The organism is Amycolatopsis sp. YIM 10 (assembly GCF_009429145.1).
GTDB lineage: Bacteria > Actinomycetota > Actinomycetes > Mycobacteriales > Pseudonocardiaceae > Amycolatopsis.
Genome location: NZ_CP045480.1, coordinates 5,347,835 through 5,371,143, shown reverse-complemented (window position 1 = coordinate 5,371,143; position 23,309 = coordinate 5,347,835). Strand labels below are relative to the sequence as shown.

General features: G+C 71.5%; 23 protein-coding genes. 18 read left to right on the top strand and 5 right to left on the bottom strand.

Going from position 1 to position 23,309, the window contains the following annotated elements; genetic code table 11:
* Positions 1–106: 106 nt before the first annotated feature.
* The 9 genes from YIM_RS25540 (at position 107) to sbnB (ending at position 10,471) form a co-directional block, all read left to right on the top strand.
* Positions 107–2,734, top strand: a complete 2,628-nt coding sequence (locus YIM_RS25540) for a LuxR C-terminal-related transcriptional regulator (RefSeq protein WP_194239743.1) — start codon at positions 107–109, stop codon at positions 2,732–2,734.
* Positions 2,735–2,832: 98 nt separating this feature from the next.
* Positions 2,833–3,786, top strand: coding sequence for a 2,3-diaminopropionate biosynthesis protein SbnA (sbnA, locus tag YIM_RS25535; protein ID WP_153032749.1), 954 nt, complete (start codon positions 2,833–2,835; stop codon positions 3,784–3,786).
* On the top strand, positions 3,783–4,109 hold the full coding sequence (locus YIM_RS25530) for an acyl carrier protein (RefSeq protein WP_153032748.1): 327 nt from the start codon (positions 3,783–3,785) through the stop codon (positions 4,107–4,109). Before sbnA ends, YIM_RS25530 begins: the two co-directional genes overlap by 4 nt.
* Positions 4,109–5,335: a beta-ketoacyl synthase gene (locus YIM_RS25525; protein WP_153032747.1), complete on the top strand. Its 1,227-nt coding sequence runs from the start codon at positions 4,109–4,111 to the stop codon at positions 5,333–5,335. Before YIM_RS25530 ends, YIM_RS25525 begins: the two co-directional genes overlap by 1 nt.
* Entirely contained in the window at positions 5,332–6,366 is a 1,035-nt protein-coding gene (locus YIM_RS25520; RefSeq protein ID WP_153032746.1) for a beta-ketoacyl synthase N-terminal-like domain-containing protein, read from the top strand. The genes YIM_RS25525 and YIM_RS25520 overlap by 4 nt, the downstream gene beginning before the upstream one ends.
* Entirely contained in the window at positions 6,363–7,100 is a 738-nt protein-coding gene (gene fabG, locus YIM_RS25515; RefSeq protein ID WP_153032745.1) for a 3-oxoacyl-ACP reductase FabG, read from the top strand. The genes YIM_RS25520 and fabG overlap by 4 nt, the downstream gene beginning before the upstream one ends.
* A 22-nt stretch (positions 7,101–7,122) precedes the next feature.
* Positions 7,123–8,367, top strand: coding sequence for a beta-ketoacyl synthase (locus YIM_RS25510; RefSeq protein ID WP_153032744.1), 1,245 nt, complete (start codon positions 7,123–7,125; stop codon positions 8,365–8,367).
* Positions 8,364–9,449, top strand: a complete 1,086-nt coding sequence (locus YIM_RS25505; protein WP_153032743.1) for a beta-ketoacyl synthase N-terminal-like domain-containing protein — start codon at positions 8,364–8,366, stop codon at positions 9,447–9,449. Before YIM_RS25510 ends, YIM_RS25505 begins: the two co-directional genes overlap by 4 nt.
* A 2-nt stretch (positions 9,450–9,451) precedes the next feature.
* Positions 9,452–10,471 carry a 2,3-diaminopropionate biosynthesis protein SbnB gene (gene sbnB / locus YIM_RS25500; protein WP_228004010.1) on the top strand — a complete coding sequence of 340 codons (1,020 nt, stop codon included), beginning with the start codon at positions 9,452–9,454 and terminating at the stop codon, positions 10,469–10,471.
* On the opposite strand, the gene YIM_RS25495 is transcribed toward sbnB, so the two are convergent.
* Complete coding sequence (locus tag YIM_RS25495) at positions 10,453–11,328, bottom strand: LLM class flavin-dependent oxidoreductase (RefSeq protein WP_153032741.1); 876 nt, start codon at positions 11,326–11,328, stop codon at positions 10,453–10,455. The two genes, sbnB and YIM_RS25495, sit on opposite strands and share 19 nt — an antisense overlap.
* Before the next feature lie 280 nt (positions 11,329–11,608).
* Between YIM_RS25495 and YIM_RS25490 the strand changes: the two genes are divergently transcribed.
* Positions 11,609–11,905, top strand: coding sequence for a DUF1540 domain-containing protein (locus tag YIM_RS25490; protein WP_153032740.1), 297 nt, complete (start codon positions 11,609–11,611; stop codon positions 11,903–11,905).
* Positions 11,906–11,956: 51 nt separating this feature from the next.
* Here YIM_RS25490 and YIM_RS25485 read toward each other — a convergent pair whose 3' ends face one another.
* Entirely contained in the window at positions 11,957–12,796 is an 840-nt protein-coding gene (locus YIM_RS25485; protein WP_153032739.1) for a hypothetical protein, read from the bottom strand.
* A gap of 177 nt (positions 12,797–12,973) precedes the next feature.
* On the opposite strand from YIM_RS25485, the gene YIM_RS25480 reads away from it, so the two are divergent.
* On the top strand, positions 12,974–14,833 hold the full coding sequence (locus YIM_RS25480; protein ID WP_153032738.1) for a LamG-like jellyroll fold domain-containing protein: 1,860 nt from the start codon (positions 12,974–12,976) through the stop codon (positions 14,831–14,833).
* Here YIM_RS25480 and YIM_RS25475 read toward each other — a convergent pair whose 3' ends face one another.
* On the bottom strand, positions 14,834–15,625 hold the full coding sequence (locus YIM_RS25475; RefSeq protein ID WP_228004009.1) for a MerR family transcriptional regulator: 792 nt from the start codon (positions 15,623–15,625) through the stop codon (positions 14,834–14,836).
* A 6-nt stretch (positions 15,626–15,631) separates the two neighbouring features.
* On the opposite strand from YIM_RS25475, the gene YIM_RS25470 reads away from it, so the two are divergent.
* Entirely contained in the window at positions 15,632–15,904 is a 273-nt protein-coding gene (locus YIM_RS25470) for a hypothetical protein (RefSeq protein WP_153032737.1), read from the top strand.
* A 71-nt stretch (positions 15,905–15,975) separates the two neighbouring features.
* Complete coding sequence (locus YIM_RS25465) at positions 15,976–16,377, top strand: hypothetical protein (RefSeq protein ID WP_153032736.1); 402 nt, start codon at positions 15,976–15,978, stop codon at positions 16,375–16,377.
* 10 nt (positions 16,378–16,387) lie between these two features.
* On the opposite strand, the gene YIM_RS25460 is transcribed toward YIM_RS25465, so the two are convergent.
* Complete coding sequence (locus YIM_RS25460) at positions 16,388–17,824, bottom strand: MFS transporter (RefSeq protein ID WP_153032735.1); 1,437 nt, start codon at positions 17,822–17,824, stop codon at positions 16,388–16,390.
* 75 nt (positions 17,825–17,899) lie between these two features.
* A complete protein-coding gene (locus YIM_RS25455) occupies positions 17,900–18,685 on the bottom strand; it encodes an IclR family transcriptional regulator (RefSeq protein WP_153032734.1) in 786 nt (261 codons plus the stop codon).
* A gap of 123 nt (positions 18,686–18,808) precedes the next feature.
* Here YIM_RS25455 and YIM_RS25450 point away from each other — a divergent pair, with 123 nt between their 5' ends.
* From YIM_RS25450 to YIM_RS25430, 5 genes are read left to right on the top strand one after another with little or no spacing between them, the layout of a single operon-like run.
* The gene (locus YIM_RS25450; RefSeq protein WP_153032733.1) at positions 18,809–19,159 is read left to right on the top strand and encodes a bifunctional 3-phenylpropionate/cinnamic acid dioxygenase ferredoxin subunit; all 351 of its coding nucleotides are present in this window, start codon (positions 18,809–18,811) and stop codon (positions 19,157–19,159) included.
* Positions 19,159–20,334 (top strand): NAD(P)/FAD-dependent oxidoreductase, encoded by a 1,176-nt coding sequence (locus tag YIM_RS25445; RefSeq protein ID WP_153032732.1) that lies wholly within the window; start codon positions 19,159–19,161, stop codon positions 20,332–20,334. The genes YIM_RS25450 and YIM_RS25445 overlap by 1 nt, the downstream gene beginning before the upstream one ends.
* Positions 20,335–20,375: 41 nt before the next feature.
* Complete coding sequence (locus YIM_RS25440) at positions 20,376–21,518, top strand: aromatic ring-hydroxylating dioxygenase subunit alpha (protein WP_153032731.1); 1,143 nt, start codon at positions 20,376–20,378, stop codon at positions 21,516–21,518.
* A gap of 31 nt (positions 21,519–21,549) precedes the next feature.
* Entirely contained in the window at positions 21,550–22,638 is a 1,089-nt protein-coding gene (locus tag YIM_RS25435) for an S-(hydroxymethyl)mycothiol dehydrogenase (protein WP_153032730.1), read from the top strand.
* Positions 22,635–23,255 (top strand): MBL fold metallo-hydrolase, encoded by a 621-nt coding sequence (locus tag YIM_RS25430; RefSeq protein ID WP_153032729.1) that lies wholly within the window; start codon positions 22,635–22,637, stop codon positions 23,253–23,255. The genes YIM_RS25435 and YIM_RS25430 overlap by 4 nt, the downstream gene beginning before the upstream one ends.
* Positions 23,256–23,309 lie beyond the last annotated feature (54 nt).

Below are 23,309 nucleotides of genomic sequence, written 5' to 3'. Positions count from 1 at the left end.
CGGTCGCCACGATTCCGATTCCTGCGGATAGCCGGTCCGGCGGCGGCGCACATACCTTTCGGTCGGTGCTACGCGGAATGGGTGACAAAAGATGGTTGTGCGTACGTTGAACGATCGTGACCGTGAGTCGTCGGTGCTGACCGGCGCGCTCACCACGCTGTCCGGCGGCACGGGCGGGGTGGTGCTGGTGGAGGGTGCGCCGGGAGCCGGCCGCACCCGCCTGCTGGCCGATACCGTGGCCGCCGCCGCGGACCACGGTGTGGTGGCCTGCGCTGCCCGCGCCGACGAGCTGACCCAGTGGACCCCGCTGGCGCCGCTGGCCGACGCGCTCGGCGCGACCGTGTGGGCGCTGGGCAGGCCCGACGACACCCCGATGCGCCTGTCCGCCCGGCTGCTCGGCGAGATCGAGGACCGCGCCCGCCGGGCACCGCAGCTGATCGCGCTGGACGACGTGCACTGGACCGATCCGATGACGCTGGCCGCGTTGCAGTCCTTCGCCGCCCATCTGCGCGACGCACCGGTGCTCTGGGTGCTGGCCCGCCGGGACGGCACCGAGCACGGCCGCACCGGTGCCGCCGCCGCGCGGCTGTTCGACCGGCTGGCCGAAGGCGGGGCACCGCGCCTGCGGCTGGAACCGTTGTCCGCCACCGCCGCGGCGGAACTAGCCGGGCAGGTGCTCGGCGCCCCGCCGGCCGGCGCGCTGGCCGAGCTGGTCGCCGAAGCCGGGGGCAATCCGGCGTTGCTGGCGGCGCTGGCCGGGGGACTGCGCGAGGACGAGGCGGTCCGGGTGCGCGACGGGCGGGCGGAACTGATCGCCGACCGGCTGCCCGCACGGCTGACCGACGCGGTCCGCGAACGGCTGAGCGGGTTCAGCGCCGACACGGTCGGGGTGCTGGAGGTCGCCGCCGTGCTCGGCCACGCCTTCCAGGCCGCCGACGCCGCCGAACTGCTGGGCCGCACCGCGGCCGACATCGCCCGCGCGGTGCGCGAGGTGGTCTGCTCCGGCGTGCTCACCGACTCCGGTGACGGCGAACTTTCCTTCTGCTCCAAGCTCTTCCGGCGGTCGATCAGCGAGACGATTCCCGCGTCCGTGCGCACCGCGCTGCACCGGCAGGCCGGGCTCCTGCTGCTCAGCCGAGGCGTCGAGGCTCGCGCGTCGGCGGTGGACCACCTGCTCGACGGCGCGCTGCCGGGGGACACCCAGGCCGTGCGCGCGCTGGCGGTCGCCGCGGAGCGGGTGGTGGACACCGAACCGGCCACGGCGGCGACGATCGCGGAGAAGGCGCTCGCGCTGACCACGCCCGGTGACGCCGAAGTGCCCGAGCTGGCGCTCACGCTGGCGGCCGCGCTGCACCGCTGCGGCCGGTACGACGAGGCTGCCGGGCTGATCTCCACCACGCTCGTGCAGGCCCCGGAACCGGCGGTGGCCGAGCGGCTGCGCACCATCGCCGCGGCCATCCGGATGCTCACCGGCCAGGGCACCGCGACCGCGGCGGAACTGGACCCGGACGGCGTGGCGGAAACCCGCGCGGTGCGCCTCGCCGCGCTCAACGGCACCAAAGCCGGGCTGTCCCTCGCCGAAGCAGCGTCCGAAGAGGACGGTGTGGTCGGCGCGGTCGCCCGCCAGGTGCTGGCCGACGAGGCGTGGTCGCGCGGGGAGATCGCGGAAAGCCTCCGCCTGAACCGGCTCGCGGCCCAGTGCCCGGTGCCGCTGGTGGCCGGCGTGCCACTGCCGCACCCCGCGCTGGTGCTGGCCGAGCGACTGGCCCAGCTGGGCGAGTTCGGTGAGGCCGAGGTCGCGCTGGCCGACATCGCCACCCGGATCGAACAGACCGGGCACGTGCCCTTCGGTGAGGCGGTCCGGGTGACGCGTGCGCGGATCTCGCTCTGGGCGGGCCGTATCGACGAGGCCGCGCGGGAAGGCGCGCCCGTCGTGCTCGGTGAACTGGCGCTGCGGCGCGGCGAACTCGGTGAGGCCGAGCAGCACATCGCGGACTACCGGGAGCTGCCCGGCCACGATCCTGTCGCACTGCTGTGGCTCGAACTGCAACTGACCTCCGCCCGGCTCGAACCCGCCGACGTCATCGCGTTGCTCGGGGACTCGCGCCCCACCCAGCCGTTGCTGCTGCATCCGGCGGCGGCCGGGTGGCTGGTCCGCACCGCGCTCGCCGCGGACGACACCGCGCTCGCCGGACTGGTGGCGTCCGAAGCCGAGGACCTCGCCGAACGCAATCCCGGGTGCGCGCCGCTCGCCGCGGCCGCCGCCCATTCCGCCGGTCTGCTCCGGCGCAAGGCGGGCAAGCTGCGCGAGGCGGTGGCCGCGCACGGTCACGGCTGGGCGCGGGCTTCGGCGGCGGAGGACCTCGCGGGGCTGCTCGCCCGTGAAGGCAGGCCGTCGGACGAGGTGGTCCGCGAACTCGACACCGCGCTGGCGGCCTACCAGGCGGCCGGTGCGCCGCGTGACGTCGCGCGGGTGCGCAGCCGGTTGCGCGCGGCGGGCGTGCGGCGACGGCACTGGACCTACGCCGAACGCCCGGTGTCGGGCTGGGGCAGCCTCACCGACACCGAGCGCGACGTCGCCGAACTGGTCGCGCAGGGCCTGACCAATCGCCAGGTGGCCGCGCGCATGTTCGTTTCCCCGCACACCGTGCACGCCCACCTCGGCCGCATTTTCCGGAAGCTGGAAGTGAATTCGCGGGTGGAGCTGACCGGGCTGCGTTTCCAGGTCGCGTGACGCGCCCGCTTATCAGATTTTCGCGGATTGTTCCCCACCGGCCAACAGGGAGATGATGGATTCATGGACCACCCCGGAATTCGGCGAAGGCGGCCGGTATGCCGCTGATCACCGAGCCCCACCAGTTCAACGTCGGCGACCTCTACGTCGATCTGCTCGACATCGTCGGGCAGCCGCTCTACCTCAAGTGCGAGGGATTCAACTTCGCCGGTTCGATCAAATTGAAGGCGGCCGCGGAAATGGTGGCCGCCGCCGAGCGGTCGGGCGCGCTGCGGCCGGATTCGGTACTGGTGGAATCGTCGTCCGGAAATCTCGGGGTGGCGCTGAGCATGATTCTGGCGGCGAAGGGCCGCAGGTTCGAGTGCGTGACCGACATCCGGTGCAATCCGGCCGCGGTGCGGTTGATGGAGAGCTACGGCGCGGTGGTCCACCTGGTCACCGAGCCGGGGGCCGACGGCGGGTTCCTCACCGCGCGGCTGGACCACGTGCGCGGGCTGTGCGCCCGCGACGACCGCTACGTCTGGCTGAACCAGTACGCCAACCCGGACAACTGGGGCGCGCACTACCGCACCACCGGGCCGGAGATCCTCAAGCAGTTCCCCGAGCTGGACGTGCTCTTCGTCGGCGCCGGCACCACCGGCACGCTGATGGGCTGCGCCCGCTACATCCGCGACGAGCAGCTGCCGGTCACCGTGGTCGCGGTGGACGCGGTCGGCTCGGTGACCTTCGGCCTGCCGCCGTCCCGGCGGCTGATCCCGGGGCTGGGCACCAGCACCCCGCCGGCGATCTTCGACGCCACCTTCGCCGACGACGTGGTGCACGTGAGCGAGCCCGACTCGATCGCGATGTGCCGCAAGCTGGCCGGTCACGGCTTCCTGTTCGGCGGGTCCACCGGGACCGTGCTGGCCGGGGCGCTGGACTGGCTCTCGCGCAACCGGATGTCCGGTACCGGCGTGCTGATCGCGCCGGACCTGGGTGAGCGCTACCTCGACTCGATCTACGACGACGGGTGGCTCAGAAGCAACTACGAGACGGAAGGGGCGCCCCGATGACCGGCACCGACAGCACCAACAGCGCCGAGATCGCCGAGCGCAAGGCCGTGATCAAGGAACTGGCCTGCGAAGCCTTCGAGATCGAGCCCGATGAGCTGGCCGAGCACACGCTGTTCGACGAGGACCTCGGCATCGACTCGCTGAGCGCGATCGACCTGCTCGCCGCGCTGGAGAAGCGCTTCGGCGTGGAGATCGACCAGGTGGACCTGTCCCAGCTGACCAGCCTGGCCACGGTCTACGAGTTCATCGCCGGGGAACTGGGCTGGACCGGCGGCGGGGTCGCCGCCGGGCAGCCGGTCTCCGGTGTGGTGAGCGGGGCTTGATGTCCGCCGAGCCGGCCCGGGTGGTGATCACCGGAATGGGGGCCGTGTCCAGCATCGGCGTGGGGCTGCCCGAATTCGCCGCCGGGCTGCGGGCCGGTCGCCACGGTGCCGGTCCGGCGACCGCCTTCGACACCACCGGCTTCCCGTCGGAACTGGTCTGCGAGGTCAAGGATTTCCGGGACGAGGACTGGGTTTCCGGTGATCTGGAAGGCGTGGGACGGCCCAGCCGGTTCGCGCTGGCAGCCACCGCGATGGCACTGGCCGACGCCGGGATCGGCGCCGAGGACCTGCGTGCCCGGCGCGGCATGGTCGTGGTCGGCAGCACCGACGGGCAGTCACAGGACATCGACGACCTCGTGGCCACCATGGTCGGCGACGGGCCGGACAACCTGGACCCGGCACGGACCGCCCGGATCCCGGCGCAGCGGCTGGCGCTCGACATCGCCGCCCACTTCGGACTGTCCGATGTGGATGCCTACACCATCGGAACAGCCTGCGCGGCGGGCAACTACGCGATCGGCGACGCCTTCGACGCGGTCCGCTCCGGTACGGCCGAGTACGCGCTGGCCGGTGGTGCCGACGTGGTCAGCCGCCGCAACTTCGCCAGCTTCCACCGGCTCGGCCTGGTCGCCCCGGACGCCTGCCGCCCCTTCGACGTCGGCCGCGCGGGCATTCTCAACGGCGAGGGCGCGGGCATCCTGCTGCTGGAAACGCTCGACTCGGCACTGGCCCGCGGCGCCACCGTGCACGCGGAGGTGCTGGGGTACGGGCTCAACTGCGACGGCAGCAACCCGGTGGCGCCCGACCAGGACAGCGTCGCCCGGTGCATGCGCCTGGCGCTGGACGACGCGCGCGTCAAGCCCGACGAGGTCGACCTGATCTCCGCGCACGGCACCGGCACCAAGCTCAACGACATCACCGAATGCGACGCGATCCGCGACGTCTACGGCGACCGGCCGCCCCGCACGATCTCGCTCAAGTCGATGCTGGGTCACGCGATGGGCGCCTCCACCGCGCTCGGCGCGATCGCCTGCGCGGTGGCGCTGGAGCAGGGGTTCGTGCCGCCGACGATCAACCACCGCCAGACCGATCCGGCCTGCGGGGTGGACTGCGTGCCGAACCGGGCGGTCGAGGCCGACCTGCGGGTGGTGCAGAACAACGGGCTGGCCTTCGGCGGCAACAACGCCGTGGTGCTGCTCGGCAAGTACGAGAGGACTCCGGTATGAGCGCGGGCTTCCCGGTGATCACCGGCTGGTCGGTGGTGTCGCCGTTCGGGCAGGGCAACGACGCCTTCGCCGACGGGGTGCGCACCGGCCGGAACCCCTCGGCACCGCCGGGCGACGAGTGGGCGGTGCCGGATCCCGGTGCCTGCCTGGTGCCGGACTACGACCCGAAGGAACTGGTCGGCGGCAAGGTCGGCCGTTCGACCGACCGGGCCACGGTGTTCGCGCTGGCCACCGTCGGACGGCTGGCGGGCACCGGGGCGGGCGAGCGCACCGGTCTGGTGCTCGGCACCACCGCGGGCAGCCTGCGCTCCACGATGACCATCACCCGTGATTCGCTGCTCAGCCGGAAACCGCACCAGGTGGACACCAAGGTGCTGCCCGCCGCGGTGATGAACTACGCGGCCGCCCAGTGCGCCATCCGCTACGGCCTGACCGGGCCGAACACCACCATCGCCGGTGGCCCCGGCGCGGGCCTGTTCGCGCTGGCCTACGCGCAGCGGCTGCTCGCCGCGGGCCGGGCCGTGCGCGTGCTCGCCGGTGCGGTGGAGGAGTACTCGGCCGAACGCGCGTGGCTCAACCACCACAACGGTGGCGGGGTGCTCGGCGAGGGCGGGGTGGTCTTCTCCGTCGAGTCCGACGAGTCCGACGAGTCCACTGTAGATGGACTGGCCGAGGTGCTCGCGCTGCACAGCCGGGTGGTGTTGGACGGCGACGAGCCGGAAGCGCTGCGTGCCACCGCTTCGGCGCTGCTGACGCGGGCGGGGGTGACCCCGGACGAGATCTGGGCGGCCGTTCCGGCCACCGGATCCGAAGCCGAGCGCACGGTGACCGCGGGGTTGTTCGGCGAGCACGCGCTCGACCGTGTGCCCGGCACCGGCGTGCTCGGTGACACCGGCGCGGCGACCGCGGCCTTCGCGGTGGCGTCGGCGCTCTGCGCGCCCGGCCCGGCCGGGCGTCTTGTGGTCGTGCTGTCCGGTGATCCGGCCGGCAGCGCGGCGGGAATCCTGTTGCGACTGAAAGGAAGTTCATGACCGCAGGGGTGGCTCTGGTCAGCGGCGGCGCCAGGGGGATCGGCCGGGCGTGCGTGCGGCAGCTGGCGCAGGACGGCTACGACGTGAGTTTCTGCTACCGCGCCGACGAGCGCGCGGCCACGGAACTGGAGAAGGAGCTGGGCGAGGAAGGCACCCGGGTGCTGGCGATGCGCGCCGACGTCACCGACGGCGCCGCCGTGCGCGAGTGGGTCTCGCGCACCGAACGGGAACTCGGCCCGGTCACCACCGCGGTCACCGCGGCGGGCATCACCGCGGACACCCCGCTGGCCACCATGCCCGACGACAAGTGGACCAGCGTGCTGCGCACCAATCTGGACGGGGTGTTCACCGTCTGCCGCGCGGTGGCCTACCCGATGATGAAGCGGCGGGCCGGCTCGATCACCACGCTGTCCTCGGTCACCGGGGTCTATGGCAACGCCGGGCAGACCAACTACGCCGCGTCCAAGGCCGGGATCATCGGCTTCACCAAGTCGCTGGCCAGGGAGGTCGGCCGGTTCGGCGTGCGCGCGAACGTGGTGGCACCCGGCCTGATCGACACCGACATGACCGACGCCATGCCGGAGAAGGCCCGCACCAACCTGATCGACTCGATCGCGCTGCGCCGGGCTGGCAGCCCGGAGGAGGTCGCCGAGCTGGTCGGTTTCCTCAGCTCCGAGCAGGCCGGGTACATCACCGGCTCGGTGCTGGAAATCCACGGCGGCTACGGCGGCTGAGCCGCACCGGAAGGAGCTGGACATGGGCAACGGGGCACCGGCGGGCCGGTCGGGCCGGGTGGTGGTGACCGGGATCGGCGTGATCTCGGGCATCGGCATCGGGCGCGAGGCCTTCCTGGACGGACTGCTGGCCGGGCGGGGCAGTGCCGCGCCGGTCACCGCATTCGACGTGACCGGGTTCGAGTACGGCAAGGTCTGCGAGGTGCCCGCGTTCGCCTTCGACGAGGAGCGGCCGCACTACGGCCGGGCGACGCAGATGGTCGCCGCCGCCGCGCTGATGGCGGTGGAGGACGCCGGGATGGCGCCCGCCCGCCTGCGGGCCTCGCGCGGCCTGGTCGCGGTCGGCACCACCGAGGGCGAAGCCCGCGACGTGGACGAGATGACCACCACCGAGGTGAACAAGGGACTCGCCGACGTCGACCCGGTGCTGGCCCGCCGGGCCCGCCTGGGCCGCATGCCGGTTTCGGTGGCCGACGACCTCGGCCTCGACGACGTGGAGCTGGTGACCCTGCCCGACGTCTGCGCGGCGGGCAACTACGCGATCGGTTACGGCCTGGATGCCCTGCGCGCCGGTGAGGTCTCCTACGCGCTGGTCGGCGGCGCGGATTCGCCGTGCCGCAAGTCTTTCGCCGCCTTCTACCGGCTGGGCGCGCTGGCCCGCGACGAGTGCCGCCCGTTCGCCGCGGACCGCACCGGCGTGGTGCTGGGCGAGGGCGCGGCGATGCTGCTGCTGGAACCGCTGGAGACCGCACTCGCGCGTGGTGCGGTCATCCACGCCGAGGTGCTGGACTACCACTTCAACTGCGACGCCGGGCACCCCACGCGGCCGTCGGGGGAGCGGGTGGCCGAATGCCTGCGGGGTGCGCTGGACAACGCGGGCGTCAGCCCGGCCGAGGTCGACCTGCTGATCGCGCACGGGACCGCCACCAAGGCCAACGACCCGATGGAGGCCGCCGCGTTCACCGAGGTGTTCGGGGAGCTGCCGGTGCCGCCGGTGTCGGCGATCAAGTCGATGATCGGGCACACCATGGGCGGGGCCGCCGCGCACTCCAGCATCGCTGCGATCCTGGGGCTGGAGCACGGTTTCCTGCCGCCGACGATCAACCACACCACCACCGATCCCGAGTGCCCGGTGGACTGCGTGCCGAACGAAGCGCGCCGGGCGGAACCGAAGATCGCGCTGGTCAACTCGCTCGGGTTCGGCGGGCTCAACGCGGCGGTGGTGCTCAAGCGCTTCGACCGCCAGGCGGAAAGGAGCGCGTCGTGATCATCTCGGCGATGTCGGTGATCTCGCCATACGGCCTCGGGGAGCGTGCTTTCGGCGACGGCGTCAGGGCAGGCCGGTCCGCACTGTCCGGAGTGGACTCAGAGCAGGACGTGCCCTACACCGAAGCCGGTGTGGTCGACGGGGCCGCGGTGAGCGAACTGCTGATCTCCGACTGTGAGATCAACACGCGGGCGCAGCGCGGGCTCGGGCGGCCCGGCGGGCTCGCGGTCGGCGCGCTCGCCCTGCTGCTGCGCGAGCACGCGCTCGCCGAATACGGGCCCGCCGAACGCGCGCTGGTGCTCGGCGGTGACCTGACCACCACCGACCGCGCGATGGACCTGATGTACGACTCGCTCACCGAGGCGTTGCCCTACCACGTCAACGGCAGGCAGCTGCCGAGCACCGCGATGAACTTCCCGACCACGCAGTGCGCGGTCAAGTTCGGCTTCCAGGGCCCGAACTCGACGATCACCTCCGGGCGGGTCACCGGGCTCTCGGTGCTGAACTACGCCCGCCGCCTGCACCGCGCGGGCCGGGCGCCGATGGTGGTGGCCGGTGCGGTGGAGGACCTCAACCAGCGCCGGTCGTGGATCACCTGGCACGGCCTCGGCGGCCAGGAAGCGCGTCCCCTCGGGGAAGGAAGCTGCCTGTTCCTCACCGAAAGCGCTGAGTCGGCGGCCGGGCACGGCCGCACCCCGATCGCCGAGGTGCTGGCGCTCGAGTTCGGCACCGCGCTCGACCCCGCCGACACCAAGGCCGCGCTGACCACCCGCATCCGGCGGGCCATGGTGAGCGCCGGACTGGCTCCCGGCGGGATCGACACCGCCGTTCTGTCCGGAGTGGACGGTGACGTCGAGCACGCGGCGGTGGCCGGGGTTCTCGGCGAGAACGCGCGCGTGCTCTTCCCGGCCAGGCTGATCGGCGACACCGCGGGCGCGTCGGCCGCCTTCCAGGTGGCCACCGCGGTGTCCGACCCGTCGACCGAATTCGCCCTGATCACCGCGGTGGATCCTGACGGCCAGGTCGGCTGCGGCGTACTGCGTGTGTTCTCCGGCCTGTCCACCCCCGAGCAAGGAGCCTGAAAGTGCCCAACGTCCCGTCCTTCGCCGTCATTTCCGGCGCGCAGGTGCTCGACGCACTGCACGGCCAGGAAAAGCACGTCATCGACCTGGTCGAGGCGGCCTACCGCACGCACGCGGCCGGGCACACGGTCAACCCGCCGTCGTACTTCCTGCGCTTCCCCGACCGGCCGTCCTCGCGGATCATCGCGCTGCCCGCCTCGATCGGCGACGACGTGAACGTGGACGGCATGAAGTGGATCTCCAGCTTCCCCGGCAACGTGGAGAACGGGCTGCCGCGGGCGTCGGCGGTGCTCATCCTCAACGACCACGACACCGGATATCCGTTCGCCTGCCTGGAAAGCTCGGTGATCAGCGCGACCCGCACGGCGGCGTCGGCGGCACTGGCCGCGGACCGGCTCAGCCGCGACCGCGGCCGCCCGAAGCGCGTCGGCTTCATCGGCGTCGGCCTGATCGCCCGGTACCTGCACACCTATCTCGCGTCGCTGGGCTGGACCTTCGAGGAGACCGGCGTGTTCGACCTGTCCGCCGAGCACGCGGCCGGGTTCGTCGCCGGGGTGGACGGCCGGGCGGAGGTGCACGACAGCGCGGAGTCGCTGATCCGGAACTCCGACCTGGTCGTGTTCGCCACCGTCGCGGGCACCCCGCACGTGCACGACCCGGACTGGTTCTCGCACAACCCGCTGGTGCTGCACGTCTCGCTGCGCGACCTGTCGCCGGAGATCATCCTGAACTCGGTGAACATCGTCGACGACGTGGAGCACTGCCTCAAGGCGGACACCTCGCCCCACCTGGCCGAGCAGGCGACCGGCAACCGCGAGTTCCTCGACGGCACGCTCGACGATGTGCTGACCGGCGCGCTCACCGTGCCCGCCGACCGGCCGGTGGTGTTCTCGCCGTTCGGCCTCGGGGTGCTCGACCTCGCGGTCGGCAAGTTCGTCTACGACACCGTCACCGCGACCGGCGAACTCACCGAGATCCCGGACTTCTTCGCCGAGCTGAAGCGCTACGAACGAGCGCGGTAACCGGGCGGCCCCGCCTCGATCCGCCGCAGGATGGGGTCGAGGCGGTGCAGGTCGTCGCTCTCCTGGAGCTGCCGTTCGTCCCACCAGGTGGCGCCGGCTTCGGCGAGCGGGGCGATGAGGTCACGAGACTCGGCGGGGTCACCCGGGCTGACCCCGCCGACCACCACTTCGAACGGGCCGGGCTGGGTGCGGTGCTCCCGGACGTAGGTCACCACGTCGCGCAGCTCGTCCACGGCGGGCGGATGCCCGTGCGACGCGGTCTTGAACAGCGGGACCACCCCGTCCCAGGCCGCCGCGCGGCGCATCGGCCTGCGGTTCGGCCAGACCCCGGCGATCCACACCGGCGGGCGCGGCTGCTGGACCGTCGCGGGCAGCAGTTCGACGTCGCGCACCCGGTAGTGGGCTCCGTCGTGGTCCACCCGTTCGCCCGACCAGTAGCGGCCGAGCAGGCCGAGGCCTTCGTCGAGGCGTCCGGCGAGCACCTTCGGATCCACCACGTCACCGAAGCTGCCGAACTCGTCACCGATCGGGCCACCGACCCCGGCGCTGAAGATCACCCGGCCGCCGCTGAGTCCGTCGAGCGTGGCCACCTGGCGGGCGAGCTGCTCGGGACGGCGCCGCGCCACCGGGGTGACCAGCGTGCCGAGCCGGAGCCGGGAGGTGGCCAGCGCGGCGGCGGTCAGCAGCATCCACGGGTCGCCGAACGGCTGGCCGCGCCGCTCGGTCTTGTCGTGGACGACGTGGTCCCAGACGAACAGGGCGTCCCACCCCGCGTCCTCGGCGGCCTTGGCCGCCCTGGCGACCGTCCTGGCGTCGGCGAAGTCGCCGAAGTTCGGGATGTTGATCGAGTAGCGCACGCCCGCATCCTCGGGCACACGCCACGCCGCGGGCAACCGGATTTCCCGGGAATGGGCGACTCGCGAATTCGCCGGAGAATCACTCATTGGGGTCGTGTGCGGACCGTCGAATCATTTCCACCACTCGTGCGCACCCGGTCTGAGCTGTGCGAACGGGCCGGAAAATTGCGGAAGAGGTAAGGCTTGCCTCAACGGTCCCGCGGTTGCGGACGAGGTTTGCCGGTGGCACCGTTTTCGGTACTGACGCATTCCCACCACTCACCTTTGCGAGGTGCGGCTGATGACCACCACCGAAATGCCCGCCGTGCGCGAGTGCACGGTCACCGGGTGCTCCTACAACCACGACGGCTGCCACGCGTACGCCATCACCGTCGGGGGCAGCAACGGCGCCGCCGACTGCGACACCTTCGTCTCGCTGAACACCAAGGGCGGCTTGGACAAGGTCGTCGCCCAGGTCGGCGCGTGCTCGCGCGCCGACTGCGTGCACAACTCCGGGCTGGAGTGCACCGCCTCCGGCGTGCGGGTCGGCCCCGGCACGGGCGACCACGCGGCGAACTGCCTGACCTACACCACCTGAGCGCGAGAGCACCGCGGCCCCGGTCACCCGCTGACCGGGGCCGCTTCGCGTTCAAGGCAGGATGATCGGCTGCCCGGTGCGGTGGTCGAGCACGTCGCGCCCGGCGCCGGCCTGCTGGCGGTGGATCCGGCACAGCCCGTCTTCGGCGGGGAGGAACGCGCACTGCTTGTCACCGACCCACGCGCGAGCCCGGCAGTGGGTCGAGTCCACTTGCCGCGACTGCCTGGGTTGGTATCGCGGCGTGTGGGCCGGCTGCTGGTCGAAGAGCTGCTGGAAGAACTCCGTCGTGGGCGTCGGCGGCACTGCTCTCGGCGCGAAACCGGGGGCCCTCGGCGAGAGGCGCGGAGCCTCGGGCTGGGCGGGCGGCAGGGTGAAGACCAGGGAGCCGTCGTGCTGCTTCAACCCGATCTCGTCGACGAGTTCCGCCGTGGGGTGCTGCGTGCCGATCGTCAGCGGGGTGGCCGCGTTGGCCGCCAGCCACAGCGACGCCCAGCCGAGACCGCGCAAGGTCGGCTTGTCCCCGTGGTGCCGCGGGAGGTCGATGACCAGCGCGGCGAACAGGTAGTGCGCGCGCGGCAGGGTCAGGTGCGCGGTGTCGCCGAGCACCATCGGCAGCGTGGTGCCGCTGGTGCGGTCACCGAACTTCTGCACGGTGAGAATGACCGGGGTGCGGAAACCCGGCCGGTGGTGCCGCACGGTGATGTCGAGGTCGCTGCTGACCTGCGCGCCGGGCGCGGTGAGATCGTGGCGCCGGATCGGCGCGGCGGGCGCCGCCCCGGCCTGCCGGTCGCCGAACTTGTCGACAGCGGTGTCCATCAGGCGCTCGATCCCGCGCGCGGCGATGATCTGGCCCAGCCACACCAGGGTGCCGACGAGCATTGGTTCCACCATGGGCCACCTCCTGGACCGGATGGACGAGTCTACGTCCGGCAAATGCGCGGGAGAACCGGTTTACCGCCCGGTGGCAGTGGTTCCTACCGGCCTTGTTCGGCCGTTGTTCGGTTGTTCGTCACGACCGGGACAGCGAACGGGTGAACGCTCTCGGCGAACCCGATCTTGGAGGTACCCGTGCCCGACCCCGCCCCGCGCCATCTCGCCCGCCGTTCCCTGCTGCGGGCCGCGGTCGGCGCACCCGCCGCCGTGGCCGCTTCTTCGGCGCTGTGGCCCGGTTTTTCCGCGCAGGCGGCGGAACCGGCGGGCCCGGTCGACCCCAAGGACCCCCGGTTCACCCTCGCCGTGCTGCCGGACACGCAGTACCTGTTCGACCAGGGCGGCTCCGACCCGGAGCCGGTGCGCGAAACGCTGGTGCACCTGCTGCGCCGCCGCCGTGAGGACAACATCGTGTTCCTGGCGCACCTCGGCGACGTCACCGAGCACGGCACCGAGACCGAGATGCGCGCCGCCGACGAGGTCTTCCGCACGATCGACGGCAGGCTGCCCTACAGCGTGCTCGCCGGGAACCACGACGTGCCCGGCAACAGCGACGACCAGCGCGGCGCCACCCCGTACCTGCGCACGTTCGGGCCGGACCGGTTCCGGCGGATGCCCACCTACGGCGGCTCGTCCCCGGACGGTTACCACAGCTTCCACCTGCTCACCGGAGGCGGCAGGCAGTGGCTGCTGCTCGCACTCGACTGGCGCATCTCCGACCGCGGCATCGCCTGGGCGCAGGGTGTGCTGGACCAGCACCCCGAACTGCCCTCGATCCTCACCACGCACGAGATCGCCGCGTCGGACGACGAGGGGCACGCGTCCCTGACCGGCTACGGCGACCGGCTGTGGAACCGGCTGATCCGCGGCAACGACCAGATCTTCCTCACGCTCAACGGCCACTACTGGCCCTGCGGGCGCACCACGCTGACCAACGACGCTGGCAATCCGGTCCACGTGCACCTGACCAACTACCAGGACCGCTACTACGGCGGCGCCGGAATGCTGCGGTACTACCGGTTCGACCTGGCGCGCGGGGTCATCGACGTGGAGACCCTCTCACCGTGGGCGCTCGCGCGGCGGCCGGAGGACCGCACGCTGTTGCAGGCCGAGCACGTGGAACTGTCCGGCGACGTCGAGCGGTTCACCGTGGAGATCGACTTCGAGCGGCGGTTCGCCGCGTTCGCGCCGCCGGTGGTGCCGCCGCCGCGCCCGCCCGCCGCGGTACTGGTGCCGGGCACGGTGGCCTACTGGCGGTTCGACGCGGCAGGCAGCACCCCGGGACCGGACGGCACGCCGGTGGCGCCCGGCACCCTCGCCCGCGACCTGACCGGCCAGGGCAACGACCTGCGCGCGGAACTCCTGCACGGCAGCGCGCCCGAGGTGCTCACCTGGTCGGCCGAGCACCACACCGGCCAGCCCGCGCACGCCAGCCTCCGGTTCGACGGCGGCAAGGGCCCGGATCGCGGTGCGGTGCTGCGAACCGGGCCGGGCGCGCCGATCAACGGCATGGCCCTCCTCGACGGCTACACCATCGAGACGTTCATCAAACTGCCCGACCCGTTCGTCGGCGACCACGCCTTCATGGGCATCCTCAGCTGGGAGGGCCGGGCCGGTGACGCGGGCAAGACCAGCGGCTGGTCCCCGGAGGAACCGACGTGCAGCCTGAACCTCTCCGGCGAGCGGTTCCTCCAGTTCGTGGTCTACCCGAAGCACACCGACGCCGACCCGACCTCGTGGAGCCACGCCCTGCCCACCGGCCGCTGGACCCACGTCGCCGTGGTCAACGACGCCCGCCGCACGATCGTCTACGTCGACGGTTCACCGATCGCGCGCAACCCGGCGGAGGACTCACGCGGTATCGCCACCCTCGGCAAGCCGTTTGTCATCGGCGCCACGCAGTTCGCCCTGGAGTACGGGCACGGTTTCTACGGCTGGGTGGGCGACACCCGCGTGGTGGCCAGGGCGTTGCGGCCGGAGCAGTTCCTCCGCGCCTGATCACCGTGGTGCTTCGAGTCCCAGTTGCTCACGGATCAGGGTGTCGATCCGGGCCCAGGCGGGAGAGGAGGCGTTGATGGCGGACTGGATCAGCGACGGGATCGCCGAGGCGGGGTCCTGGCCGGGCAGGTCCCCGTTCCCGTAACGCGCGCGGGTGGCTCGGACGGCCCGGCGGGCGAGCTGGTCGATGCGGGGGTCGTGCGGGTCGAGGTCGTGCGCGTGGTCGTAGTCGAGGAACAGCTCGCGTTGCACCGGGTCGGCCAGGATCTGGGCCTGGTCGTGGAACAGCGCGGGCGCGGTGTCCGGGTGCGTGGCGTAGACGAGGATCCACAGATCGGCCTGCAGCGCGACCCACCGTTCGCTGAACCCGAGGCGGGGCAGCTGGTGCAGATGGGTCCTGACCTCGGCCGGAATGGCCAGCAGCCGGCCGTCGGCCAGTTCCCGCAGGCGTTCCTGGGTGGCCCGCAGCCCGCGGATGCGCGCCGTGAGGTCCGTGTCGATCTGCCGCAGCGCCAGCTGGAACTCCTCTTCCGGCGCGTCGCGGAGTTCCCGGATGCGGGCCAGCGGCACCCCGGACTCGGCCAGGGTGCGGATCTTGATCAATTCGATCGCGTGGCTCGCGTCGTACCGCCGGTAACCCGAGGCGTCGCGGTCGGGTTCGCGCAGCAGGCCCTTGTCGTGGTAGACGCGGATGGTTTTGGTCGACACCCCGACGTACCGGGCGAGCTGGCCGATGGTGATCACCCGGACCATTGTCCCCTTGACCTTGCCCCTGGGGAAAGGTTGCACCATGGCGGCATGGTGGAAACGAACTTCAGCCGTGAGACCCTGCGCGCACTGGCCGACGAGGGCAACGAGACCGCGATGGACCGGCTGGCCGACCTCGCCGACGAGCGCGGGGACGTCGCCGAACTGAGCGAGTTGCTGGACGAGGGCTGCGCGCGCGCCGGGCAGGCCCTCACCCGGCGGGCGGTCGCCGCCGGTGACCTGCTCGAACTGCAGCGGATCTCGGAGGCGGGCTACGAGCAGGCAAGCACCGAACTGGAGCGGCTGCTGAAAGCACCGAACTGACCGGCCGTCGCGGAGGTACACTGGACGGTCACGGTGCGTCACCGCACCCGGTTCTCGGGGAAGGACTGACCATGACCCGTACCAGTACCGGCAGGTTCTCCAGCGCCGCTGCCGCTTGTCTGCTCGTTCTCGGCAGTTTCAACGCCGGCGCCGCGCCGATCGCACCCACCGGTCTCGGCGGCGGGATCATCGCTTCCGGTCGCCTCATCGGACTGCGGGCCGCGCTGACCGCCAACACCGCTGCGCTCGCCGCGCTGGCCAGGGGCGATCTCGCCGCCGCGAGGGGCGAGGTCGCGCGCACACTGGGAATCCTGCGCGAGGTGAGGGCCGAGTGCGCTTCCGATGCCGGGCTCGCGAAACTGGGCGCCTTCGTCGGCGAGATCATCGGCACGCTGGAGTCCGGCTTCCCGGCCGAAGCGGATCTCGAGCGCGTCGACCAGGACCTCGCCACGGCGCTGAGCTTCGCGCGCTGACCGGACGCCCCTAGCGGCCGGTGGGCGGATTCTCCAGTGGCACACCGGTTTCCGACAGTTCCGGTGACGGCAGGTCGGCGCTGGAGGTGAGCGGGGCCGCACCGGCCAGTGGCTCCCCGGCCGGTTCCTTCAGGAACACCGTGCTGAGCAGGCCGATCACCCCGGCGCCGATCAGGTAGTAGCCGGGCCAGTCGAGATTGCCGGTGGCCGTCACGGCCACGCCGATCACGGTCGGCGCGGTACCGGCGAAGGCCGAGACGAAGATGTTGAAGATGATGGCGAGGCTGCCGTACCGGATGAACGTGGGGAACAGCGCGGGCAGCGTCGACGGGGTCACCGCGGCGAAGCACACCAGCGTGAAGCCCATGATCAGCAGCCCGGCCACCTGCCCCCACGGCCCGCTCTGCAGCAGCCACACCGACGGCAGGCCGAGCAGCACCAGCGCCAGGCTGCCGGTGGCCAGGATCGGCTTGCGCCCGATCCGGTCGCTGAGCCCGCCCAGGAACACCACCACGCACAACATCGCCAGCATCACCCCGACCTGGAGCGTGGTCGACACCGTCTCGCTGGTGCCGTGGTGACCGTGCCCGGGCAGGGTGCCGGTGAGATAGGTGGGCACGTAGTTGGTCAGCACGTAGTTGGTCACGTTCCAGGCGATCACCAGCCCGCCCGCGATCAGCGCGGCCGAGCGGTACCGGGTCACCAGGATGTGGCAGGCGCGGCGCAGCGACATGGTGACCATCGCCGGTGACCGCTCCATCAGCTGCCGGAACGCCGGGGTCTCCTCCAGTCGGATGCGCAGGTAGATGCCGACCACGCCGACCGGGAGCGCCAGCATGAACGGGATCCGCCAGCCCCACGACAGCAGGTCGTCCTCGGGCAGCACGGCGATCAGGACGGCGCAGACCCCGGCGCCGAGCGTGTAACCGACGAGCGTGCCGAATTCGAGCCAGCTGCCGAAGAAACCGCGCCTGCGGTCCGGGGCGTATTCGGCCACCAGGGTCAGCGCGCCGGTGTACTCACCACCGGCCGAGAAACCCTGCAGCATTCTGATGAACAGCACGAGCAGCGGGGCCGCGATGCCGATCGTGCCGTAACCGGGCACCAGTCCCAGCAGCACGGTGGCCACCGCCATCAGCAGCACCGTCGCGGCCAGCACCCTGGTGCGGCCGATCCGGTCGCCGAGCGGCCCGAGGACGAACCCGCCGAGCGGGCGGACGAGGAACGCGGCGGCGAAGGTCCCGAGGGTGAACACGGTGGCCCAATCACCCGCTTCCGGAAAGAAAACCCGGTCGAGCGCGATGGCGGCCAAATAGGAATAAATGCCGAAGTCGTACCATTCGGCGACATTTCCGAGGGTGGCCGCGGTGGTCGCGCGGCGGATCGTGCGTTCGTCCTCGACCACGGTCCCGTGGGGCGCGGAAGGCCTCGTCCGGTGCGAATCCATGATCACCCTCGATACCTGAGACGACTGATATATCTGTTGGAAAGTAATAGCTGTGTCACAACGGGTCAAGGGTGGTCACGGCAGCGTCAGGCGTTGCAACCGCGTGCGGATCTCGTCGGCGGCCTGGGTGAGCACCCTGGCGATGTCCTGGAAATCGACGAGCCCGAGATGCTCTTCGGGAGCGGAGACGGCCAGTGCGCCGGCGATGCGCCCGCCGGGTCCGCGCACCGCCACCGCCACGGAGTTCAGTCCGGTCTCCAGTTCGCCGATGGTCGCCGCCCAGCCGCGATCGCGAACCCGGTTCAGGTCCGCCAGCAGTGCGCCGCTGGCGGTGATGGTGTTGGCGGTCAGCCGCTGCCGGGGACGTTCGAGCGCGATGCTCAGCTCCTCGAAGCCGAGGCTCGCCAGCAGCACCTTGCCGGTCGCCGTGGCGTGCAGCGGCATCCGGACGCCGATCCAGTTGCGCTCGGTGCCCGGTTCCTGGACCACCGCGGTGGCGCTGCCACCCTCGAGCACGCTCAGGCTCACCGTGCCCCGCAGTTCGGCGGCGAGCTTGGCGCAGACCGGCCGCCCCTCCCGGCCGATGTCGAGCTGCGCGGTGGTCGCCCCGGCCAGCCGGACGATGCCGAAGCCGAGCCGGTACTTGCCACGATTCCCGTCCTGCTCGACGAACCGGAACTTTTCCAACGCCGAGAGCAGCCGGGTGGCGGTTGACTTGTGCACGCCGAGTTCGCGGGCCAGCTCGGTCACGCCCGAGGGGCCTCGCTGGGCCAGCAGGGTGAGCATGGAAAGCGCTCGATCCACTGTCTGGCTTGATGATCTGGGTTCGCCAGCGCTGGTGGTGTCGCCGGTGTTGTACATATTGCAACTCCGAGCCTGCGTGAGGGGGTTGTCGGTCCGGGAGGGTTGACGGGTGGCGGGAACGTGCCGGATTCTCCGTTGCGTATAGCACGCCGTGTTCCGCCATATGCAACAGGAGCCACGATGATCTTAGTTGGCGCGGTGTCCGAAATTCCTGTCGGAGAGTCTGTACGCGTGCAGGGCCAGGTCGCAATCGCGGTCTTCAACGTCGACGGTGAGTTCTACGCGATCGACGACACCTGCACCCATCAGGACGCTTCGCTGTCCGATGGCTGGCTGGAGGGATGCGCGGTCGAATGCCCGCTGCACGCGGCGTGCTTCGACCTCCGCACCGGGCGCCCGAGCGGCCCGCCTGCCCGCAAGGCGGTGCGCACCCACGAGGTCGTTCTCGTCGACGGCCAGGTCTACGTGCACGAGACCATCGGCAACAACGACACTGTCGAGCGCCCGGCCTACGCCGAAGAGGTCGCCTGATGCGGGCGGTCACCGTCGTCGGCGCTTCGCTGGCCGGGCTGACCGCGGTCCGCGCGCTGCGCGACCAGGGCTACGACGGCCGGATCACCGTGATCGGCGAAGAGGCCCACGCCCCGTACGACCGGCCGCCGCTGTCGAAGGAGTACCTCGCCGGCACGGTGTCCGAAATCGACCTCGACCTCAAAACGCCCGAGGACACCGCGCTCGACGCGGACTGGCGGCTCGGCCGGACCGCCACCCGGCTGGACACCGCCGGCCGCGCGGTCGTGCTCGACGACGGTGAGCGGATCGTCTCCGACGGCGTGGTGCTGGCGACCGGCGCGCGGGCCCGCCGCCTGCCGGGTCGCACCTTCGACGGGGTGCACACGCTGCGCACCCTCGACGACGCCATCGCGCTGCGCAAGGCGCTCGTGCCCGGCACCCGGCTGGTGGTGATCGGGGCCGGGTTCATCGGTTCCGAGATCGCGTCGACCGCCGCGGGCATCGGGATCGAGACCGACGTGGTCGAGGCCGAGGCGTCCCCGCTGCACAAACCGCTGGGTGTGGAGATGGGCCGGGTGTGCGCGCGGCTGCACGCCACGAAGGGGGTCCGGCTGCACACCGGCGCCGGGCTGGCCGGGCTGATCGGGACCGGGCGGGTGACCGGGGTCCGGCTGACCGACGGCCGCGAACTGCCCGCGGACGTGGTGGTGCTGGGCATCGGCGCCTCCCCGTGCGTGGACTGGCTGATCGGGTCCGGGCTCGACCTGGCCAACGGGGTGCGCACCGACGCGCGCGGCGCCACGAACGTGCCCGGCGTGGTCGCGGTCGGCGACTGCGCCAACTCCGACCGGGCCCACGCACCCGCTCCGGTGCGCCTGGAGCACTGGACCAACGCCGTGCAGCAGCCGATCGCCGCGGTGTCCGCGCTGCTCGGCCGCGACTACAGCCCGCCTGCCCACCACCGGCTGCCCTACTTCTGGTCCGACCAGTACGGCCACCGCATCCAGTTCGCCGGGCACCGCACCGAGGACAGCACGGTGGAGGTGCTCGAAGGCGAGGTGGCCGAGTTCGACTTCCTCGCGCTCTACCGCGACGCCGCCGGTACCCCGGTGGCCGTGCTGGCGGTGGACCGCGCCCGCTCGTTCGGGCGCTGGCGCCGCCAGCTGGCCGGCCGTCTGTCCACTTCGAACTGATTTGCCCGGCCGCCCCGCCGGATGCCGCAGAAAGGACCACCGTGAGTTCCGTCGAAGTCCGCGCCCAGCAGCCGGAGCCCGCCACCAGCCTGATCCCCACCCTGCCCGGGGCCCACTACACCGATCCCGCCCTCTTCGAACGCGAGCAGAAGCGCATTTTCCAGCGCAACTGGTTTGCCGCCGCCCGCGGCAGCGACCTGCCGGAACCGGGCAAGTTCCGCACGGTCGACGTCGGCGGCGAGAGCGTGCTGATCGTCCGCGGCCGCGACCGCTCGCTGCGCGCCTTCCTCAACGTGTGCCGTCACCGCGGCGCGCGGTTGTGCATGGACGACGCGGGGGAGGTGCGCCGATCCCTGCAATGCCCTTACCACGCCTGGACCTACGGACTCGACGGCAAGCTCATCGCGGCGCCGAACCTGAACTCGATGAACGACGTCAACCGCGACGAGTACGGGCTCATCGGGGTCGCGCTGCGCGAATGGCTCGGCACCGTCTGGGTGTGCCTGGCCGACGAGCCGCCGTCGTTCGAAGACACCGTGCAGGCCGCGGTCAGCGGCCGCCTCGGCGACGGTGACGTGATCGAGAAGTGGGGCATCGACGAGCTGGTCGTCGGGCGCCGGATCACCTACGACGTCAAGGCGAACTGGAAGCTGATCGTCGAGAACTTCATGGAGTGCTACCACTGCGCGACGATCCACCCGGAGCTGACCGAGGTGCTCCCGGAGTTCGCCGACGGGTACGCCGCGCAGTACTTCGTCGGCCACGGCGCGGAGTTCGGCGAGGAGGTCACCGGCTTCTCCATCGACGGGCAGACCGGCTTCGGCAGGCTCGCCGGGGTCGACGACCACCACGACCGGCGGTACTACGCGATCACGGTCAACCCGCAGGTGTTCATCAACCTGGTGCCCGATCACGTGATCTTCCACCGGATGTACCCGATGGCGGTGGACCGCACGATCGTCGAGTGCGACTGGCTCTACCCCAGGGAGGTGATCGACAGCGGCGCCGACCTGAGCCGGTCGGTGGAGCTGTTCCACCGGGTCAACGAGCAGGACTTCGAGGCGTGCGAACGGTGCCAGCCCGCGATGTCGTCGAAGGCCTACGCCGCGGGCGGGGTGCTGGTGCCCAGTGAGCACCACATCGGCGAGTTCCGCGACTGGGTCGCCGACGCGATCTCCGACTGACCGGCGCGCCAGAGAAGAAGGAGTAACAAGGATGGCCCAGAAAGTCCGCGGTGTGGTTTCGCTCGAAAAGGGCAAGCCGGTCACCGTCGAAACCATCGTGGTGCCCGACCCCGGTCCGGGTGAGGCGGTGGTCCGGGTGCAGGCCTGCGGGGTGTGCCACACCGACCTGCACTACCGCGAAGGCGGCATCAACGACGAGTTCCCGTTCCTGCTCGGCCACGAGGCCGCCGGGATCGTCGAGTCGGTCGGCGACGACGTGACCGACGTCGAGCCCGGTGACTACGTGATCCTCAACTGGCGCGCGGTGTGCGGCCAGTGCCGCGCCTGCCGCAAGGGCAAGCCGCAGTACTGCTTCGACACGCACAACGCCACGCAGAAGATGACGCTGACCTCGGGGCAGGAGCTGAGCCCGGCACTGGGCATCGGCGCGTTCGCCGAGAAGACCCTGGTCGCCGCCGGGCAGTGCACCAAGGTGGACCGTCGCGCCCGGCCGCAGGTCGCGGGTCTGCTGGGCTGCGGCGTGATGGCGGGCATCGGGGCCGCGGTCAACACCGGCCAGGTCGGCCGGGGCGACACGGTGGCGGTGATCGGCTGCGGCGGGGTCGGGGACGCGGCCATCGCCGGGGCGCGGCTGGCCGGCGCGTCCACCATCGTCGCGGTGGACCGGGACCCGAGGCAGCTCGACAAGGCGCGGGAGTTCGGCGCGACCCACGTGGTGGACGCCCGCGACCTCGACCCGGTGGAGGCGATCCGGAGCTTCACCGGCGGGTTCGGCGCGGACGTGGTGATCGACGCGGTCGGCCGCCCGGAGACCTGGAAGCAGGCGTTCCGGGCGCGGGACCTGGCAGGCACGGTGGTGCTGGTCGGGGTGCCCACGCCCGAGATGAAGGCGCCCGACATCCCGTTCCTGGAGTACTTCTCGCACGGTGGCGCGCTGAAGTCGTCCTGGTACGGCGATTGCCTGCCCTCACGGGATTTCCCCGTACTGATCGAGCTGTACCTCCAGGGCAGGCTCCCGCTGGACGGATTTGTCACCGAGGAGATCGCGCTCGACCACGTCGAGGACGCGTTCGCGCGGATGAAGGACGGCGGGGTGCTGCGTTCGGTGGTGGTCCTGTGATCGAGCACCTGGTCACCTCCGGCACCTTCTCGCTCGACGGCGGGACCTGGGAGGTCGACAACAACGTCTGGATCGTCGGCGACGAGCGCGAGGTCCTGCTGATCGATCCGGCCCACGACGCGGAGGCGGTCGCCGAGCAGGTGGGGGATCGTCGCGTGACGGCGATCGTGTGCACGCACGGCCACGATGACCACATAGGACAGGCGCCGTCGCTGGCCGACACCTTCGGCGCGCCGATCCTGCTGCACCCCGAGGAGGCTCCACTGTGGAAGCTGACTCACCCGGAACGGTTGCCGGACAAGGAACTGGAGCACGGTCAGGTGCTCTCGGCCGGCGGGATCGAGCTGCGGGTGCTCCACACCCCGGGGCATTCGCCAGGTTCGGTCTGCCTGCACGCGCCCGAACTGGGCACGGTCTTTTCCGGGGACACGCTGTTCCGGGGCGGGCCGGGCGCCACCGGCCGGTCGTACTCCGACTTCGGCACGATCATCGAGTCGCTCCGGCGCACGCTGCTCGTGCTGCCGGGGGAGACCGAGGTCAGCACGGGCCACGGGGAGCCGACCTCGATCGGCGCGGAGGCCCCGAACCTGCACGAGTGGATCCACCGCGGATTCTGACCTCTCCTGGCCTATTGACCCGGGTCCACCTGGCCCCTAACGTGACATTTGATT